Below are 19,840 nucleotides of genomic sequence, written 5' to 3' on the forward strand. Positions count from 1 at the left end.
ATTGCTGAATCTAAGATAGGCAAGCTGGCTCTGCGCCCCTATAATCGGCGCCGTTTTCACAGGCCGGTATCAATATATTCACAACCGGCTTAACCTGGAAGTTAAGACAGAGGTCAAAATGACAGTAGAACGTACCTTTTCCATCGTAAAACCGAACGCGGTGGCAAAAAACGTAATTGGTGCAATTTATAACCGTTTCGAAGCCGCAGGTTTCAAAATTGTTGCTGCAAAAATGCTGCACCTGACCAAGGAGCAGGCGGAAGGTTTTTATGCTGAGCATAAAGGCAAACCTTTCTTCGACGGTCTGGTTGAGTTCATGACCTCCGGCCCGATCGTTGTTTCCGTACTGGAAGGCGAAAACGCCGTTCAGCGTCACCGCGATCTGATGGGCGCAACCAACCCGGCCAACGCGCTGGCTGGTACGCTGCGTGCAGATTACGCTGACAGCTTCACCGAAAACGCGACTCACGGTTCTGACTCTCAAGAGTCTGCGGCTCGTGAAATCGCGTTCTTCTTCGGTGAAAACGAGATTTGCCCGCGCACCCGTTAATAACGGATGCGCCTGACCGCACAATGACAGTTACAAATTAATTGTCAGGTTCACCGGTCATGCAATAGCTTCGCGCTATAGTTATTTGTACAATAATGCGCCCTCATGAGTTTACTCAGCGAGGGCGCTTCTTTTTTTATCCCTAACCAGGGCCATAACGTGTAATAACGAGGCCAGAGAAAATTATGTCCGAACACATTGTGACGCCGTCGTCCGCATCTCCCGTTGTTGTTTCCCCAAAAAACGAAAAAATCAATCTGCTCGATCTTAATCGCCAGCAGATGCGTGAATTTTTCCTTTCTCTCGGCGAGAAACCTTTCCGCGCCGATCAGGTTATGAAATGGATGTATCACTACTGCTGTGATGATTTCGATGAAATGACCGACATCAATAAGGTGCTGCGCAACAAGCTCAAGCAGCTTACCGAAATCCGCGCGCCGGAAGTTGCCGAAGAAAAACGTTCTGCCGATGGCACGATTAAATGGGCAATTCGCGTTGGCGATCAGCTGGTGGAAACGGTTTATATTCCGGAGGACGACCGCGCTACGCTGTGCGTTTCTTCCCAGGTAGGCTGTGCGCTGGAGTGTAAATTCTGCTCAACCGCGCAGCAAGGTTTTAACCGCAATCTGCGCGTTTCTGAAATTATTGGCCAGGTGTGGCGCGCCGCTAAAATTATTGGCGCGGCGAGAGTCACCGGCCAGCGTCCCATTACCAATGTGGTAATGATGGGCATGGGCGAGCCGCTGTTGAACCTGAATAATGTCGTTCCGGCGATGGAAATCATGCTGGATGATTTCGGTTTTGGTCTGTCAAAACGCCGCGTCACGCTCTCTACTTCTGGCGTCGTCCCTGCGCTGGATAAACTGGGCGACGTCATCGACGTTGCGCTGGCAATCTCCCTGCATGCGCCGAACGATACCATTCGCGACGAAATCGTACCGATCAACAAAAAATATAATATCGAAACGTTCCTGAGCGCGGTACGCCGTTACCTGGAAAAATCTAATGCTAATCAGGGCCGCGTTACGATTGAATATGTCATGCTGGATCATATCAACGACAGCACCGACAACGCGCATGAGCTGGCCGAGCTGCTGAAGGATACCCCATGCAAGATCAACCTGATCCCATGGAACCCCTTCCCGGGCGCGCCTTATGGCCGCAGTTCAAACAGCCGCGTCGATCGCTTTTCCAAGGTGCTGATGAGCTATGGTTTTACCACCATCGTACGTAAAACGCGTGGCGACGATATTGATGCCGCCTGTGGACAGCTGGCGGGCGATGTTATTGACCGCACCAAGCGTACGCTGCGCAAAAAGATGGCCGGTGAACAAATATCTGTGAAGGCGCTCTGAAACCAAACAAGTAAAGTTTTTTTCAGGCGTTACAGGCTGCCTGCCTTGCTGAGTTTGGCGTAACATACCAGACTTCAGGTCACAGGGAGGCGGTATGCGTAAAGGATTACGATGCCTGATGGTATTAGCGGTATTTATGCTGGCGGGCTGCAGCGCACCAAAACAACCCAGCGCCAGCGCGCAGATTCGCCTGCAGCTTGGGCTAATTTATCTGTCGCAGGGAACGCTGCCCGCGGCACGCCGCAATCTGGAGCGAGCGTTACAGGACGCGCCAAAAGATTATCGGGTTCTGCTGGCGATGGCGCGTCTTTATCAACAGGAAAATGACAGCGCAACGGCGCACCGTTATTTCCAGACGGCGCTGAAATACGCGCCAGAAAATGGTTATGCGCTTAACAATTACGGTGCGTTTCTTTGCGGTTTAGGGCAGTATGATGCGGCGCATCAACAATTTACTCTGGCTGCGGTGCAAAATTCTGCTGTAGCGAGGGCGGATAGTCAGGAACGCGCCGGTTATTGCTGGCTGCAGCAGCAAGAGTATGCACTGGCACGACAGATGCTGCTCCTGGCGCTGCAGAACGATCGGCAGAAGGCGGATGCGTTGCTGAATGAAGCTAAAAAGCATCTTGAAAAACATGAGCTTGAGCAAACGCGGCTTTTGTTAGAGGTATATCATCACAGCGTGCCTGCGACAGCAGAAAGCCTGTGGTTGGAGATTCGTTTCGCTGCGCTGGAACAGCGGACCGTAGATAAAGCACGTTACGGTCAACAACTGGCGCAAAATTTTCCACAATCGATACAGTACCAGCATTTTCTAGCTAATGAATACTGAAGCCACTCAAGATACAACAGCAGCAAATTCAACAGGCACGCGCCTGCGTGCGGCCCGTGAGCAGATGGGGCTGACGCAGCAAAACGTCGCTGAGCGCTTGTGCCTGAAACTTTCCACTGTACGAGATATTGAAGAGGATAAAGCCCCCGCTGATTTAGCCTCGACCTTTTTACGCGGTTATATTCGTTCGTATGCACGTTTGGTTCATGTGCCTGAAGAGGAACTGCTGCCGATGATGGCGAAGCAGGCACCGGTGCGTGCGGCGAAGGTTGAGCCGATGCAGAGCTTCTCGCTGGGCAAACGGCGTAAAAAACGCGACGGCTGGCTGATGATTTTCACCTGGCTGGTGGTATTTGTGGTGGTGGGGTTGACCGGCGCCTGGTGGTGGCAGAATCATAAAGCCGCACAGAACGACCTGGTGTCGCTCTCCGATCAGAGCAGTACCGGCGACGACAATAGCCAGTCGATTCCGTTAACCGACAGCGGCAGCATCGACAGCACGCCGCAGACGGCAGCGCAGCCTGAAAATCAGGGCACCAGCGTGCCGTTAGAGAACGCGAATAACACCAACAGCGCTGCGGCTAACACCGCGGCGCCAGGCGCCAGCGCGCCTGCACCGAATACCACGGCACCAGCTGCCGCAGCACCTGCAGCAACCACCAGCGCTAATGATGCCAATGCGGTCGTGTCGCCGAGTCAGGCACCGGTAACCGATTCTGCGCCTGCGGCGAACAACGCTTCCGCTTTACCCACGGCCAGCGCCAGCGTTAGCCCGCCAGCCGCCGAAGCCAATACTATCGTGCTGAATTTTAATGCCGATTGCTGGCTGGAAGTGACCGATGCGGCAGGAAAAAAACTGTTCAGCGGAATGCAGCGTAGTGGTGGTAAACTCAGCCTCTCCGGTACAGCGCCGTATCGTCTGAAAATTGGCGCACCGGCAGCGGTACAGGTGCATTATCAAGGCCAACCCGTTGATTTAAGTCGTTTTATTCGTACCAACCAGGTTGCCCGCTTGACGCTTGGGGCGCAATAAGCCCCGGGCGCTGCTTCGCGGCGATTATGGAGAAACAACATGCATAACGAAGCACCCATTATCCGTCGCAAATCAACGCGTATTTATGTCGGCAAGGTGCCAGTGGGTGACGGCGCGCCTATCGCCGTACAATCCATGACCAATACGCGTACCACGGATGTGGAAGCGACGGTTAAACAAATTAAAGCGCTGGAGCGCGTCGGCGTTGATATCGTTCGGGTTTCTGTGCCCACGATGGACGCAGCGGAAGCCTTTAAACTTATCAAGCAACAGGTCAATGTTCCGCTGGTGGCGGATATTCACTTTGATTACCGTATTGCGCTGAAAGTGGCGGAGTATGGCGTTGACTGCCTGCGCATTAACCCAGGTAATATCGGCAACAATGAGCGTATCCGTCAGGTAGTGGATTGCGCGCGCGACCACAATATCCCTATTCGTATCGGCGTTAATGCCGGATCGCTGGAAAAAGATCTGCAGGAAAAGTATGGCGAACCGACGCCTCAGGCGCTGCTTGAGTCCGCCATGCGTCATGTCGATCACCTTGACCGTCTGAACTTTGATCAGTTTAAGGTGAGCGTGAAAGCGTCCGATGTTTTCCTCGCGGTTGAATCTTATCGCCTGCTGGCGAAGCAGATCGATCAACCTTTGCACCTCGGTATTACCGAGGCGGGCGGAGCGCGTGCCGGTTCGGTTAAATCCGCCATTGGTTTGGGGCTGCTGCTGTCAGAAGGGATTGGCGATACGCTGCGTATTTCGCTGGCGGCCGATCCGGTTGAAGAGGTCAAAGTTGGCTTCGATATCCTGAAGTCACTGCGTATCCGCTCCCGGGGCATTAATTTTATCGCCTGCCCAACCTGTTCCCGCCAGGAGTTCGATGTTATCGGCACCGTCAATGCGCTGGAGCAGCGGCTGGAAGATATTATTACGCCGATGGATGTGTCGATTATCGGCTGCGTGGTGAATGGCCCAGGCGAAGCGCTGGTCTCAACCTTAGGCGTCACCGGCAGCAATAAGAAAAGCGGCTTTTACGAAGATGGCGTGCGTCAGCGCGATCGTCTCGATAATGACGATATGATCGATCAGCTTGAAGCGCGCATTCGCGCCAAAGCGACCATGCTTGATGAAACCCGCCGCATTAATGTGATGCAGGTAGAAAAGTAACGGGCGGCGTCACGCTGGTGGCGCGCTGAATGAACCTGAACGGCTGATGCCGTACAGGTTTTTTTCTGTTTTACGTTTCTGGCTTTGTTACCAGAACGGCCAGGCACGATGCCTGGTGTAATTTACATATAGAGAGAAATGACGTGGCGAAGAACATCCAGGCCATCCGCGGCATGAACGACTATTTGCCGGCTGACACCGTTGTCTGGCAGCGTATCGAAGGGATCCTGAAACAGGTGCTGGCCAGCTATGGTTACAGCGAAATCCGCCTGCCGATCGTAGAGCATACGCCGCTGTTCAAGCGCGCCATCGGTGAAGTGACCGACGTGGTGGAGAAAGAGATGTACACCTTCGACGATCGCAACGGCGAAAGTCTGACGCTGCGTCCGGAAGGCACCGCAGGCTGCGTGCGTGCGGGCATTGAGCATGGGTTGCTCTATAACCAGGAACAGCGTCTGTGGTACATGGGTCCGATGTTCCGCTACGAGCGTCCGCAAAAAGGCCGCTACCGTCAGTTCCATCAGATTGGCGCTGAAGTATTTGGCCTGCAGGGCCCGGATATCGATGCTGAGCTGATCATGATGACCGCGCGCTGGTGGAAAGCGCTGGGCATTGCCGAGCATGTCACGCTGGAGCTGAACTCTATCGGTTCGCTGGAAGCGCGCGCCAACTATCGTGATGCGCTGGTGGCGTTTCTGGAACAGCATAAAGAAAAGCTGGATGAAGACTGCAAACGCCGCATGTACACCAACCCGCTGCGCGTGCTGGACAGCAAAAATCCAGAGGTGCAGGTTCTGTTAAACGATGCGCCTACGCTTGGCGATTATCTGGATGAGGCGTCGCGCGAGCATTTCAGCGGCCTGTGCGCCTTACTGGATAGCGTTGGCATTGCGTACAACATCAACCAGCGTCTGGTGCGCGGCCTTGATTACTATAACCGCACGGTGTTTGAGTGGGTCACCACCAGCCTGGGCGCGCAGGGTACGGTTTGCGCGGGCGGACGTTACGATGGCCTGGTTGAGCAGTTGGGCGGCCGTGCCACGCCGGGCGTTGGCTTTGCCATGGGCATGGAGCGGCTGGTGCTGCTGGTGCAGGCGGTAAACCCCGATTTTGAACCGTCGCGCATTGTTGATGTCTATGTTATCGCTTCAGGCCAGGGCGTACAGTCTGCCGCCATGCAGCTGGCTGAGCAGGTACGCGATGGCGCGCCTGAGCTAAAACTCATGACCAACTTCGGCGGCGGTAACTTTAAGAAGCAGTTTGCCCGTGCCGATAAGTGGGGCGCTCGCGTTGCGCTGGTGCTGGGTGAAGATGAAGTAAAAGCCGGGCAGGTAGTGGTAAAAGACCTGCGCAGCGGCGAGCAACAAACGCTGGCGCAAAACGATGTCGCAGCGGCGTTAGTGACGCTGCTGTCATAAGCGCTTACGGCAGGAACAGTGAAGGAGAAGGATGGCGTGGAAGTTTACAGCAACGAAAACGAACAGGTGGACGCGCTCCGTCGTTTTTTTGCCAATAACGGCAAAGCATTAGCGGTTGGCGTGGTGCTGGGCATCGGCGCCTTGGCCGGCTGGCGTTACTGGAGCGGTCATCAGGATACCTCCTCACGCGAGGTATCGGCGCATTATCAGCAGCTAACCAGCGCGCTGGACGGTAACAAACCGCAGACGCTGGAAGCAGTAGCTAAATTTGCCAATGACAACAGCAATACTTACGGTGCGCTGGCTTCGCTCGATCTGGCGAAGCAGTACGTTGATAAAAATGAGCTGGCAAAAGCGGCCACGCAGTTGCAGAGTGGAATAAAACACACGCAGAACGCCAATCTACAGGCGGTAATGAATCTGCGTCTGGCGCGTATTCAGCTACAGCAAAAGCAGGCTGATGAGGCGCTGAAAACCCTGGACAGCATTAAAGGCGAAGGCTGGACGGCTATCGTTGCGGATATTCGCGGCGAAGCGCTGCTGAGCAAGGGCGATAAGCAAGGCGCCCGTGATGCCTGGAGCAAAGGGATCGATTCCGAGGCGTCTCCGGCGCTGAAAGAAATGATGCAGATGAAAATGAATAACTTAGGTTAAGCCATTCAAGAGAGAGCGCATGGAATTACGTAAATACCTGCTGCCAGGACTGATTTCAGTCACTTTACTCAGCGGTTGCTCGCTGTTTAGCGGCGAAGAAGATGTCGTGAAAATGGCCCCGTTGCCGAAAGTAGAAAACCAGTTTGAGCCGCAGGAAGCGTGGAGCACCTCTGTCGGTAACGGCATTGGCGATTTTTATTCAAATCTGCATCCCGCCTGGCAGGATGGCACCGTTTATGCTGCCGATCGCTTTGGTATCGTGAAGGCGCTGGATGCCGCCGACGGTAAAGAAAAATGGAAGGTTAACCTTTCTGGCGATAACGGTTTCTTCGCGAAAAATACCCCGGCTCTGCTGTCGGGCGGCATTACCGCCGCTGGCGAGCATATCTATATTGGCAGCGAGCGCGCGCAGGTTTATGCGCTGAACAGCAGCGATGGCGCTGTGGCCTGGCAGACGAAAGTCGCAGGCGAGGCGCTTTCTCGTCCGGTAGTAAGCGATGGCCTGGTGCTGATTCATACCAGCAACGGCATGTTGCAGGGGCTGGATCAGAGCAGCGGCGTAGTTAAATGGACCGTTAACCTGGATATGCCCGCGCTGTCGCTGCGCGGCGAGTCTGCGCCTGCAACCGCGTTTGGCGGCGCTATCGTCGGCGGTGACAATGGCCGCGTGAGCGCGGTGATCCTGAATCAGGGTCAGATTATCTGGCAACAGCGTATTTCTCAGCCGAGCGGCGCAACCGAGATCGATCGTCTGAGCGACGTGGATACTACGCCGGTGATCGTTAACGGCGTGGTGTACGCGCTGGCTTATAACGGCAACCTGACGGCGCTGGATCTGCGTTCCGGTCAGATTTTATGGAAACGTGAAATCGGCTCGGTGAAAGATTTCATCGTCGATGCGGGTCGTATCTACCTGGTGGATCAGGATGACCGTATCGTGGCGCTTAACGCCGACGGCGGCGTTACTCTCTGGCGTCAGAGCGATTTGCTGCACCGTAACCTGACCTCGCCGGTGCTTTACAACGGTTACATCGTGGTTGGCGACAGCGAAGGATATTTGCACTGGCTGAATACCGACGACGGACGCTTTGTGGCGCAGCAGAAAGTTGACGGCTCTGGTTTGCAGACTGAACCGGTTGTTGCCAGCGATAAGCTGCTGATCCAGGCGAAAAACGGTGAGGTTTATTCCATCACCCGTTAACCCCTGGCGGCGAACGCAATGCTGATTAACGGCTCCTGGCTTTACAGGGGCCGTTTCGTTTTTTTGACGGCGTGTTATCCTTAGCGCCTTCAGCCCGATCGGGGCGGCTCTGACCGTATATACTAACCCGTTCAGGCTTCTGATTTTTCGTTTCGTAATGAGGCTTTATTTATGATACCTGTGGTCGCGCTGGTTGGGCGTCCTAACGTGGGCAAATCCACCCTGTTTAACCGTTTAACGCGCACCCGCGATGCGCTGGTGGCAGATTTCCCCGGACTGACGCGCGATCGTAAATACGGGCGCGCCGAGGTGGAAGGACGTGAGTTTATCGTCATTGATACCGGTGGTATTGACGGCACCGAAGATGGCGTGGAAACCCGCATGGCGGAGCAGTCGCTGTTGGCGATTGAAGAAGCGGACGTGGTGTTGTTCATGGTTGATGCCCGTGCTGGCCTGATGCCAGCCGATCAGGCTATTGCCAAACATCTGCGCTCACGTGAGAAAGCAACTTTCCTGGTCGCGAACAAAACCGACGGGATGGATGCTGACAGCGCCGTTGTCGATTTTTATGCGCTGGGTCTGGGCGAAATCCACTCGATCGCCGCATCGCACGGTCGTGGCGTGACCACGCTACTGGAAACCGCGCTGCTGCCGTGGATGGATGTAGCCGCACCGGCGGAACCGCTGACCGAAGAGCAAGAGAACGAAGCCTACTGGGCGGCGTTAGAGGCGAAAGAGCGCGATGAAGATGCGGACGCGGAAGAGGAAGAAGAGTTCGACCCAACCGGCCTGCCGGTAAAAATCGCGATTGTCGGGCGTCCTAACGTTGGTAAGTCAACGCTTACTAACCGCATCCTCGGCGAAGACCGTGTGGTGGTGTATGACATGCCGGGAACCACGCGTGACAGCATCTATATTCCGATGGAACGTGACGATCGTGAATATATTCTGATCGACACCGCTGGCGTACGTAAACGCGGCAAAGTCACCGAGACCGTAGAGAAATTTTCGGTGATCAAGACGCTGCAAGCGATTGAAGATGCCAACGTTGTGCTGCTGGTTATCGACGCTCATCAGGGGATTTCCGATCAGGATCTCTCGCTGCTCGGCTTTATCCTGAATAGTGGGCGCTCGCTGGTTATTGTGGTTAACAAGTGGGATGGCCTGTCGCAGGAAGTCAGAGACGAAGTGAAAGAGACGCTCGATTTCCGTCTGGGCTTTATCGATTTCGCCCGCGTTCACTTTATCTCAGCGCTGCACGGCAGCGGCGTTGGCAACCTGTTTGAATCCATCAACGAAGCCTACGATTGTTCTACGCGCCGCGTTGGCACCTCAATGCTGACGCGCATTATGAACATGGCTTCTGAAGATCATCAGCCGCCGCTGGTGCGTGGACGTCGCGTTAAGCTGAAATATGCGCACGCCGGTGGTTATAACCCGCCGATCGTGGTGATTCATGGTAACCAGGTAAAAGATCTGCCTGATTCCTATAAGCGTTACCTGATGAACTATTTCCGCCGCTCGCTGAACGTGATGGGTACGCCGATCCGTATTCAGTTTAAAGAGGGCGATAACCCGTTTGCCGGTAAGCGTAACCTGCTGACGCCAAATCAGCAGCGCAAACGTAAACGCCTGCTATCGCATCTGAAAAAGAACAAGCGTTAACAGAACAGAGGCCGCGGAAACGCGGCCTTTTTTTTGTCTTCTTCCTTATCGCGCATTGCTTGCCAGATTGCCTCGTTAAAATATTTCAGCAAAAAGAAGCAATTTTTGCTGTGTTGTTAAGTTTTTGTTTATTTAATTACGTACCGATTGGTACAATTCTCGCTGTTGGTCTACTTTCTTTTTTAGTCGCGCATCAGGCGTTGACGCTGAGTTCCACCAGGAGAATTTTACTATGGTTCAAACAACGGCCCGGTCATCGAAAGGCCTGGCGATATGGTGCATCTTATTGGGGCTGGTGCTGCTTGCTACCGGCCTGTTCTTTGCTATCGGCGGCGGTAAACTCGCTATGCTTGGCGGTAGCAAGTACTTCCTGATTGCCGGGATTGTCACCGTGCTGTCGGCGATTCAGTTTTTCCGCCGCAAAACCTCAGCGGTGCTGCTGTTTGCACTGGTGTTTATCGGCTCGCTGATTTGGGCGCCGATCGATGGCGGCTTTGATTTCTGGCCGTTGGTTTCGCGCCTGATGGTGCCCACCGGCTTTATGATCCTTGCACTGCTGACCTTACCCGCACTGCGTAAACGAGAGCACAAGCCCGCCGCCGCGAAAGCCGCCTATGGTGCCAGCGCGCTGCTGGCGGTCGCGATGCTGGTAACGCTGGTGCAGATGTTTCAGCCGCACCCGCCGGTAGCTTTTGCTGGTCAGCAGCTGCCGCTGGTGCCGGTTGATGAAGGCAAGGCGCAGAAAAACTGGGAAAACTACGGCAACACTGCTGGCGGAAGCCGCTTTGTCGCGCTGGATCAGATTACCCGTGACAACGTTAAAGATTTAAAAGTGGCCTGGACTTTCCACACCGGTGATATCCCAGAGAGCCCGACCGGCAACGGCGCAGAGGATCAGCAAACGCCGCTACAGGTAGGTAATCGCCTTTATATGTGTACCCCGCATAACAACGTGATTGCGGTAGATGCCGACAGCGGTAAGCAGATCTGGAAGCATGAGGTCAACGCGCAGGCAGAAGTCTGGAACCGTTGTCGTGGTCTGGCCTATTTCGATATCAATAAGCCGCTGCCTCAGCCAACGCTGCCAGGCTCCACGCCGGTTACTGCGGTAACGCTGCCAGCGGGCGAGAGCTGCCAGCGCCGTATTCTGATGAATACCATTGATGCGCGTCTGATCGCGATCAACGCCGATAACGGTGAAATTTGCCAGCAGTTTGGTGATAAAGGTACGGTCGATCTGAAAGCGGGTCTCGGCGAGGCACAGGATCCTAAATATCAGCTGACCTCCGCGCCAACGCTGGCAGGCACCACCGTGGTAGTGGGCGGCCGCGTGGCGGATAACGTACAGACTGATATGCCGGGCGGCGTGCTGCGCGGCTTCGATGTGGTCACCGGTCAGATGCGCTGGGCGTTCGATCCAGGTAATCCGCAGCCGAATGCACAGTTAGATTCAGGTCAGTCTTACGCCCGTAGTACGCCAAACTCCTGGGCGCCGATGTCCTGGGACGCCGCAACCAACACCATCTTTATTCCTATGGGCAGTTCCTCAGTGGATCTGTGGGGCGCTAATCGTACGCCGCTGGACCACAAATATGGCGCCTCGATCCTTGCCCTGGATGCCACCACCGGTAAAGAGAAGTGGGTTTATCAAACGGTACACAACGATCTGTGGGATTTCGATATCCCGATGCAGCCGAGCCTGATTGATTTTCCGCAGAAAGATGGCAGCACTAAGCCTGCGGTGGTATTTGGCACCAAGGCCGGGCAGATTTTTGTGCTGGATCGTTTAACCGGTCAGCCATTGACGAAAGTCGAAGAGCTGCCGATGAAGCAGGGCACTATCCCGAACGAGCAGTACACCAAAACGCAGCCGCACTCTACCGGTATGCCGCAAATCGGCGCGCAAACCCTGAAAGAGGGCGATATGTGGGGCGCGACGCCGTTCGATCAGCTGGTATGTCGTATCGCGTTTAAATCGATGCGTTATGACGGTCTGTTTACCGTACCGGGTACTGATAAATCCCTGAGCTTCCCAGGTTCGCTGGGCGGCATGAACTGGGGCAGCCTCTCTACCGATCCGAATAATCATTACATTTTCGTTAATGATATGCGTCTGGGTCTGTGGGTGCAGATGATTCCGGCGAATACCGATAAGATTTCTCGCGGCAGCAACGGCGGCGAAGCGATCAATACCGGTATGGGTGCCGTACCGCTGAAGGGCACGCCCTATGCGGTTAATAAAAACCGCTTTATGTCGCCGCTGGGCATTCCTTGCCAGGCTCCGCCGTTCGGTACGCTCTCGGCGATTGATTTGAAAACGCAGAAAATCGTCTGGCAGATGCCGGTAGGCACCGTGCAGGATACCGGCCCGTTCGGCATTAAAATGGGCGTGCAGATGCCGATTGGCATGCCGACGCTGGGTGGCACGCTGGCAACGCAGGGTGGTTTAGTGTTTATTGCCGGGACGCAGGATTACTATCTGCGCGCCTTTGACAGCTCCACCGGTAAAGAGGTGTGGAAAGCGCGCCTGCCGGTCGGTAGCCAGGGTGGCCCGATAAGCTATGTTTCGCCAACCACCGGCAAGCAGTACATCCTGATTTCGGCGGGCGGCGCACGCCAGTCGCCGGATCGTGGCGATTACGTGATTGCTTTCGCGCTGGATAAATAATTCAGCCGTCAGCAGCAAAAAGGCCCCGTAAGGGGCCTTTTTTTATGGCGTTACTCGCCTTCTTTCCACAGTGCCTTCAGCTCCGGCGGCGCGAGGCTGTCAGGAATAACAATCACAATATCGCCGGAGTGATGCTGTGTATCGTAGCTAATCTGGATACGGTAATAGTATTGATCGCCACGCCCGGCCTGCTGCGGCTTATCGGCTGGTTCTCCCAGCGGCAACGAATGTCGCAGGATCTCACAGACGCGCTCTTTTTGCGGATTTGCCAGCTGCCCCAGGGCGATACGGCGCTGACCGGCCAGCTTCGGGATATAAGCAAAACCGCCTTCACGCGCCAGATCGATCACGGCATCGTCGGTCAGTTCCGGTAGCTCTTTCATGATAAAACGCCCGTTTCTTTCCACGCATTCTCAATCGCCTGCGCGGTAGCCCGGTTAAAACGTTGCTGCGCATGGCGGATGGTAAACTGCGCAAAAGTGTCAAAATCGGCATCCTGCGGCAGCTCTTTATCACACACCGTATCATACCAGGCGTGGCCCGCCAGCTCCCAGGCATAGCCGCCCAGCGCTTTCGCCGCCAGATAGAAGGCCCGATTGGGAATGCCGGAGTTCAGATGCACGCCGCCGTTATCTTCACGCGTCTTGATATAGTCGCGCATATGCCCCGGCTGCGGATCTTTGCCCAGCATGGGATCATCATAGGCGGTGCCCGGCTCGGACATAGAACGCAGCCCGCGGCCGTTAATGCCTTCCGCCAACAAACCTTCGCCAATCAGCCAGTCGGCCTGATCCGCCGTCTGCTTGAGGTGGAACTGCTTAACCAGCGAGCCAAAGACATCGGAAACGGATTCATTCAGCGCGCCCGCCTGTTCAAAATAGATCAGGCCCGCTTCCGTTTCCGTGACGCCATGCGCCAGCTCATGCGCCACGATATCAATGGCGATAGTGAAGCGGTTAAAAATTTCGCCGTCGCCATCGCCAAACACCATTTGTTGGCCGTTCCAGAAGGCGTTTTGATACTCTTTGCCGTAGTGAACGGTGCCCATCAGCGTCAGGCCCTGGTTATCCAGCGAATTACGCTGATAAGCCTGCCAGAAAAAATCATAGGTCACGCCCAGATAATCCCAGGCTTCAGTGGCGGCAATGTCGTTGTTGTCAGGCTGGCCTTCTTTGCGCACCAGCGTTCCAGGCAGGCTTTCATTTTGTTGCGCATCGTAAATTTCACGATCCACATGACCACCGACCGCGTTTTTCGGTGCGGTCGGCTGGTGCCAGTTATGCGCCATCAGATGCTGAACGTGGGTTAAGGTACGGCGAGCGTAATCTTGCTGATGCCCTGAGCTGTTATCGATAATTTTACGCAGCATATAGGGAGGAATAACCGAGCGGACAGGCGTGTGAATCATAATGGCTCTCCTTAGGCTGAAATAACCCTTATGGGTGAAAGATTAATCAGCTAAGTGTAGCTCAGATATTAACGGGCTCTGGCTTCCGCTTCGATTGTTTATTCATCAAAAAAGCCTGTGTTACAGACGGTCATCATAGAGCTGCGGATGATGGGTGCTGAGCGCAGGTTTTACCTTGTGCGCGCTGAAACGCCGTACCGATTCCCGTACCGCCAGCTTGCCCTGAAGCAACAAATTGCAGGGCGAAGCGGCGGGGCGCAGCAGCCGACGCTGCAACAGCTGAATTGCCTCAAATCCCAGTTCATCACGCGGCACCTGCACCGAGGTCAAAGGGATATCGTGGATTTCGGCCAGATTCGAGCTGTCGGTGCTCATGACGGAAATATCGCCCGGTACGGACAAGCCCTGTTTCTTTATCGCCGTTACCGCGCCCATCGCCATAAAGTCACCGCCCGCAAGGATGGCGCTGGGGCGAAAACGGCGATCGGGCAGGGCGCTGAGCCAATTGGTGACGGCCTGTTCCGCTTCTTCCGCGCCGAAGCCCGCGGTAGCGATCAGATGCTGGCTGGCCTCAAAAGTGAGATTTTGCCGCATCCATGCCTGACGGATGCCAGCCAGACGCAGTTCCATCGTGGCGCGTCGCAGGCACTGTAGATTAAGAATGTCGCGGTGCCCCTGCTGAAACAGATAGCTGGCGGAAAATTCCCCTATCAGCTGATGATCGGGACAAACGCTGTCGAGGCGCATTTCACGGTCGGTGCAGTTGATTAACACGCAGGGCTTATTCAGATCCGCCGCCAGCGAATGAATATGCGGATCGTCGATACCGATAATCAGCGCCGCCTGCGTCTGCGGATGATTCATTCTTTCAACAAACAGCGCGCTATCGCTCTGCTCCTCTGCCAGCCCGCAAGAGGTGATACGCACCTCATACGGCCTGAGCGCCTCAATTACGCTCTGAATGACTTTGTAATAAAAGATATCGGTGCGAACGGAAAAGGCACGCGGCGGGGCAAAAATCACCAGGCTGTTTAACATCAGGCGGCCCTGCGACAGATCCTGCAAAATCCCGAGCTGGCGCGCGCAGGCCATCACCTTCTGACGGGCGGCGTCGCTGGTATTGGCTTTTCCTGCCAGCACGCGCGAAACCGTGCTAATCGACAGCCCGGTTTGATGGGCAATCAGGCTGATTTTTAACTTTCCATTCATTTTGTGATCCCGTTCAAATCAGGCAATGAAAATTTTTTCATGGCGCGCGAATAGTGGAGTGATGCTGGTAAAGCGCAGAATAGTTTTAACATTCTGCTAACGAATGAAAATAGTTGCAAAAAACGCGGTTTCCCCCGGCACGGCCGCTGGCTAGTCTGCAACGGTATCCCTGCTGGTCAGGCGCGAAACGTCACTATGCTGACGATTTCACGAAAAAATCAACTGATAATCATAGGGTTAAGCGGGGGACGGCCTTTTTTTGTGAAAGCTGTCGCATTGCACCGCTGTTGTAGCCTTCGATACCGCAACTGACGCGCCTGTGGGCGAGCCGCATAACAGGCGGCAACGGAGAAAACAGATGAGTATTGAAACAGAACAGGCAACCGCGACCCGTTCCGCATCAAAATTCAAATCGCTGCGCTGGTGGATGCTGGCGCTGTTCCTGTTGGGCATCACCATCAACTACATCACCCGCAATTCGCTGGGAATTCTGGCACCGGAACTGAAAGTCAGCCTGAATATGTCCACTGAGCAGTATTCATGGGTCGTGGCGGCATTTCAGCTTGCCTATACCCTGTTCCAGCCGTTGTGCGGCTGGCTAATTGATGTCATTGGCCTGAAAACCGGCTTTATGATCTGCGCCATTATCTGGGCGCTGGTCTGTATGCTGCACGCCGGAGCGGGGAGCTGGGTACAGCTGGCGCTGCTGCGCTTTTTTATGGGCGGCGCCGAAGCGGCCGCCACGCCCGCTAACGCCCGCGCTATCGCTGACTGGTTTCCGAAAAGGGAACGTCCGGTGGCCGCCGGTTGGGCGGGTGTCGGCTTCTCTGTTGGCGCGATGCTGGCTCCGCCGATTATTGTTGTCACGCATTTGACGCTGGGCTGGCAGGGCGCTTTTCTCTTTTCCGGTGCGCTGGGCCTGGTCTGGGTGGTGCTGTGGTGGCGCCTTTACCATGCCCCGCAGCAGCACCCGCGTCTTAGCCAGCAGGAGCTGGATCTGATCCGCGAAGATAATGAACCTGATCTGCCAAAGCTCTCATTTTTTACTTCGCTGGCACGCCTCTGCCGCGATAAAAAGTTTTATGGCATTGCTATTCCAGCCTTTCTCGCTGAACCGGCGTGGGCGGTGTTCAGTTTCTGGGTGCCGCTCTATCTCGCCACCGAGCGCGGCATGGACCTCAAACAGATTGCGCTGTTCGCCTGGCTGCCTTTTCTGGCCGCCGATCTTGGCAGCGTCGCCAGCGGATATCTCACTAATCTCTATCGCAAATGGTTCGGCTTCCGACGCATTAACTCGGTGATCGCCAGCTCGGTTACCGGCGCTTTCCTGATGCTTTCGCTGACGCTGGTGGCGGTAACCAAAGATCCGCTGCTGGCAATCGCGCTGATCTCCGTTGGCGGCTTCGGGCATCAGGTGATCTCCTGCATGTTGAGCGCGCTGGTGGTGGAGTCGTTTGATAAAAATCAGATGGCGACGGTTAACGGTATGCGCGGCTCCTGCGCCTGGATCGCCAGCTTCCTGTTTTCCCTGCTCATCGGTGCCGTTTCCGACACCCTCGGCTTCGGCCCACTCTTCGTGGCGATGGGCTTTTTCGACCTGATCGGCGCGCTGTTCCTGATCGCGCTTTTGGCCGAGCGCCGCGCCAAACAACGTTAAATGCTGGAGTAGATATGAAGACGCTAAAAAACTGGACGCTGGCGGGAAAGTACCACGACAGGATTGAACTGCGGGTAGATGAACAGCATCTGTTCTGCCTTTATGTGCTGGAGGAGTCGCTGTTTCGCGTTCTGATTAAACGCCATGGCGAGCTGGCGCTGGATCGTACCTGGAGCATTGCTCCGCAAGAGGATGTGCCCTGGGAAGGGCGCGATCGCCTGAGCGTAGCGGGCTTCAGTCTGCCGGGTTATCATCTGCAACCCCATGACGATCGGCTGGTTATCAGCAGCCCGCGGCTGCGCGTGACCATTCATCAGCCGCTTTGGCTGGAGTGGGAATATTTTGACGAAGATCGGCAGTGGCGCTTGTTGACGGAAGATCGTCGCACCAGCGCCTATTTGCTGAATACAAACGGTGACGGCGTCGCGCACTATCAACGACGTTTCGCCGAGGATCGCTACTATGGGCTGGGCGAAAAGTCGGGCGATCTTGAGCGCAGCGGGCGGCGCCTTGAGATGCGTAACCTCGACGCGATGGGCTATAACGCCGCCAGCACCGATCCGCTCTATAAGCATATTCCCTTTACCATTACCCGCCATGAGCAGGTCAGCTTCGGTCTGTTTTACGACAATCTGAGCAGCTGCTGGCTCGATCTCGGCAATGAACTGGATAACTATCATCAGCCTTACCGGCGTTATCAGGCGGAGGCAGGGGATCTCGACTATTACCTGTTTTTCGGCCCGCAGGTGCTGGGTGTCACCAAAGCTTTTGTGCGGCTTACCGGAAAAACTTGTTTCAGCCCTAAATGGAGCCTGGGCTACAGCGGCTCGACAATGCATTACACCGATGCGCCGGACGCGCAGCAGCAGCTACAGCAGTTTATTCAGCTCTGCCGTCAGCATGCGATTCCGTGTGACTCGTTCCAGCTCTCCTCCGGCTACACCTCCATCAATAACAAGCGTTACGTATTTAACTGGAACTATGAAAAAGTGCCGCAGCCGCGCCAGCTGAGCCAGGCATTTCATGACGCAGGCCTGCGTCTGGCGGCCAATATCAAGCCTTGCCTGCTACAGGATCACCCGCTTTATGAAGAAGTGGCGGCGCAGGGGCTATTTGTACGCGATTCAGAGCGTGATGCGCCGGAGCGCTCTTGCTTTTGGGATGATGAGGGTTCCCATCTCGATTTTACCCATCCGGCAGCTATTCGCTGGTGGCAGCAGGGCGTCACGCGCCAGTTGCTGGAAATGGGCATCGATTCCACCTGGAATGACAACAATGAATATGAGATCTGGGACGGCGAGGCGCGCTGTCACGGCTTTGGTCGTCCGGTGGCGATCAAGCATATTCGTCCGGTGATGCCTTTGCTGATGATGCGCGCGTCGCTGGAGGCGCAGCAGCAGTTTGCGCCACAGCGGCGGCCTTACCTGATCTCGCGCTCCGGCTGCGCCGGGATGCAGCGCTACGTGCAGACCTGGAGCGGCGACAATCGCACCAGCTGGCAGACGCTGCGCTACAACATCCGCATGGGGCTGGGCATGAGCCTTTCCGGCCTATATAACGTTGGGCACGATGTCGGCGGTTTTTCCGGCGACAGGCCCGATGCGGAACTGTTTGCTCGCTGGGTGCAAAACGGCGTGATGCATCCGCGCTTTACCATTCACTCCTGGAATGATGACGGCACGGTGAATGAGCCATGGATGTATCCTGGCGTAACGGCGATCGTGCGCGAGGCGATTCGGCTACGCTATCGCCTGCTGCCTTATTTTTACACGCTGCTGTGGCAGGCCAGCGCCTGCGATGAGCCGATGCTGCGGCCTACCTTCCTCGACCACGAACATGACGCGCAAACCTGGCAGGAAACGGACGATTTTCTTATCGGGCGCGATCTGCTGGTGGCCAGCGTTGTCGAACCGGGCCAGCGGCAACGCGCAGTCTGGCTGCCGGATAACAGCACGGGCTGGTATTGCTTCTGGAGCGGACAGTGGTTTAGCGGCGGGCAGAGGATCACGCTGGATGCGCCGCTGGAACGGCTGCCGCTGCTGGTGCGCGCTGGGGCAGGGCTGCCGCTGTCGCAGCGGATGGAGCACGTAGACGCGGCGGCGGACGATCGACGCGAGCTGCTGCTGTTCCCGCTGTCGCAAGGGCAGAGCGAAGGGATGATTTTTGAGGATGACGGCGAAAGCCATGGCTGGCGTCAGGGCGATGCGCTTTGGTTACGCTGGCAAATGCGCTGTAGCGCAACGCGTATTGAACTGAACATTCAGCAGGAAGGGCGCTATCAGCCTGCCTGGCGGTGTTTACAGATTACGCTGCCGCCCGGCGAGCAGCGCGAGCTGTGGATTAACGATGCGCAGGCCACGGAGTATCGCCTGTAGCCAACAACCCGTCGGCCGCGCATTTCCTGCGCGGCTTTTCAGCGACCAGCGTTCTCGCTTTCTTTCCTCCCCGGCGTAACGCAAAATTCTGGCGCCACACCGCATCGATTGTTTTAATTAAGGCGGGCATCTTTCCGGAAAGGAATTTAAGTCGCCTGTATCAAAGCATGATATTTTCTTATCGTTCTTAATGCGCCATTAATATGAATGGGTAGGCCGATATTTGCTCAACATTATAAATATGGACGCTTTCTTAAGTGCGAGCGAGAGGCATTGGCAACGCATTAGAGGCCTTGTAAAACACAACATTTCCGCCTGGTGGTGTGCTCCGCTTATTAGTATCTGTTGTTGCTGCCTTAAGATGATCGTTTTCCACTTCAGATTAGACATGCTGTCATAATGGTTTTTTTCGCGGGCAGCGGTTAACAACATCCCGTCAGCGCGAGCGATTAATTCTTCGGGGCCGACGAGTGTTCCCTTAATGTTACAATTAAAAAAACATTCATTCCCTGTTTAACAGGGAAGTTTTCTTATTTGATAAGATCCGTTTTCAATTTGTTTGCGTAATTTGCTAACTTTTACAAGCCTACCTGCTTGTCGCAGGATGGTGTCACCGAGGGGAATAGGTTAGACGCCAAATAACTATCAAACGGC

15 protein-coding genes are annotated in these 19,840 nt (G+C 55.2%); 12 read left to right on the forward strand and 3 right to left on the reverse strand.

Going from position 1 to position 19,840, the window contains the following annotated elements:
• Positions 1-118: 118 nt before the first annotated feature.
• The 10 genes from ndk (at position 119) to J2X14_RS16475 (ending at position 12,537) form a co-directional block, all read left to right on the forward strand.
• Positions 119-550 carry a nucleoside-diphosphate kinase gene (gene ndk / locus J2X14_RS16430; protein ID WP_103060076.1) on the forward strand — a complete coding sequence of 144 codons (432 nt, stop codon included), beginning with the start codon at positions 119-121 and terminating at the stop codon, positions 548-550.
• Positions 551-735: 185 nt separating this feature from the next.
• A complete protein-coding gene (gene rlmN, locus J2X14_RS16435; RefSeq protein ID WP_352412255.1) occupies positions 736-1,905 on the forward strand; it encodes a dual-specificity RNA methyltransferase RlmN in 1,170 nt (389 codons plus the stop codon).
• 94 nt (positions 1,906-1,999) lie between these two features.
• The gene (gene pilW / locus J2X14_RS16440; protein ID WP_352412256.1) at positions 2,000-2,737 is read left to right on the forward strand and encodes a type IV pilus biogenesis/stability protein PilW; all 738 of its coding nucleotides are present in this window, start codon (positions 2,000-2,002) and stop codon (positions 2,735-2,737) included.
• The gene (rodZ, locus tag J2X14_RS16445; protein WP_352412257.1) at positions 2,727-3,770 is read left to right on the forward strand and encodes a cytoskeleton protein RodZ; all 1,044 of its coding nucleotides are present in this window, start codon (positions 2,727-2,729) and stop codon (positions 3,768-3,770) included. Before pilW ends, rodZ begins: the two co-directional genes overlap by 11 nt.
• Positions 3,771-3,809: 39 nt before the next feature.
• The gene (gene ispG, locus J2X14_RS16450) at positions 3,810-4,931 is read left to right on the forward strand and encodes a flavodoxin-dependent (E)-4-hydroxy-3-methylbut-2-enyl-diphosphate synthase (RefSeq protein WP_352412258.1); all 1,122 of its coding nucleotides are present in this window, start codon (positions 3,810-3,812) and stop codon (positions 4,929-4,931) included.
• Positions 4,932-5,074: 143 nt separating this feature from the next.
• Positions 5,075-6,349, forward strand: coding sequence for a histidine--tRNA ligase (gene hisS / locus J2X14_RS16455; protein ID WP_352412259.1), 1,275 nt, complete (start codon positions 5,075-5,077; stop codon positions 6,347-6,349).
• Positions 6,350-6,385: 36 nt separating this feature from the next.
• A complete protein-coding gene (locus J2X14_RS16460) occupies positions 6,386-7,003 on the forward strand; it encodes a YfgM family protein (RefSeq protein ID WP_352412355.1) in 618 nt (205 codons plus the stop codon).
• A gap of 19 nt (positions 7,004-7,022) precedes the next feature.
• Positions 7,023-8,204 carry an outer membrane protein assembly factor BamB gene (gene bamB, locus J2X14_RS16465; protein ID WP_352412260.1) on the forward strand — a complete coding sequence of 394 codons (1,182 nt, stop codon included), beginning with the start codon at positions 7,023-7,025 and terminating at the stop codon, positions 8,202-8,204.
• A gap of 171 nt (positions 8,205-8,375) precedes the next feature.
• Positions 8,376-9,869, forward strand: coding sequence for a ribosome biogenesis GTPase Der (gene der, locus J2X14_RS16470; RefSeq protein WP_352412261.1), 1,494 nt, complete (start codon positions 8,376-8,378; stop codon positions 9,867-9,869).
• A 232-nt stretch (positions 9,870-10,101) separates the two neighbouring features.
• Entirely contained in the window at positions 10,102-12,537 is a 2,436-nt protein-coding gene (locus J2X14_RS16475) for a glucose/quinate/shikimate family membrane-bound PQQ-dependent dehydrogenase (RefSeq protein ID WP_352412262.1), read from the forward strand.
• 50 nt (positions 12,538-12,587) lie between these two features.
• Here J2X14_RS16475 and J2X14_RS16480 read toward each other — a convergent pair whose 3' ends face one another.
• The 3 genes from J2X14_RS16480 to J2X14_RS16490 all read right to left on the reverse strand — a co-directional run bounded on the left by J2X14_RS16480 (position 12,588) and on the right by J2X14_RS16490 (position 15,154).
• Positions 12,588-12,920, reverse strand: coding sequence for a protealysin inhibitor emfourin (locus J2X14_RS16480; protein WP_352412263.1), 333 nt, complete (start codon positions 12,918-12,920; stop codon positions 12,588-12,590).
• A complete protein-coding gene (locus tag J2X14_RS16485; protein WP_352412264.1) occupies positions 12,917-13,945 on the reverse strand; it encodes a M4 family metallopeptidase in 1,029 nt (342 codons plus the stop codon). Before J2X14_RS16485 ends, J2X14_RS16480 begins: the two co-directional genes overlap by 4 nt.
• 120 nt (positions 13,946-14,065) lie before the next feature.
• Positions 14,066-15,154, reverse strand: coding sequence for a LacI family DNA-binding transcriptional regulator (locus J2X14_RS16490; RefSeq protein ID WP_352412265.1), 1,089 nt, complete (start codon positions 15,152-15,154; stop codon positions 14,066-14,068).
• Positions 15,155-15,512: 358 nt separating this feature from the next.
• Here J2X14_RS16490 and J2X14_RS16495 point away from each other — a divergent pair, with 358 nt between their 5' ends.
• Together J2X14_RS16495 and J2X14_RS16500 are read left to right on the forward strand one after the other, a co-directional pair.
• Positions 15,513-16,811, forward strand: a complete 1,299-nt coding sequence (locus J2X14_RS16495) for an MFS transporter (RefSeq protein ID WP_352412266.1) — start codon at positions 15,513-15,515, stop codon at positions 16,809-16,811.
• A 14-nt stretch (positions 16,812-16,825) separates the two neighbouring features.
• Positions 16,826-19,186 (forward strand): glycoside hydrolase family 31 protein, encoded by a 2,361-nt coding sequence (locus tag J2X14_RS16500; protein WP_352412267.1) that lies wholly within the window; start codon positions 16,826-16,828, stop codon positions 19,184-19,186.
• Positions 19,187-19,840: the final 654 nt, after the last annotated feature.

The sequence above is a fragment of the Mixta sp. BE291 genome, from assembly GCF_031457955.1.
Taxonomy (GTDB): Bacteria; Pseudomonadota; Gammaproteobacteria; order Enterobacterales; family Enterobacteriaceae; genus Mixta.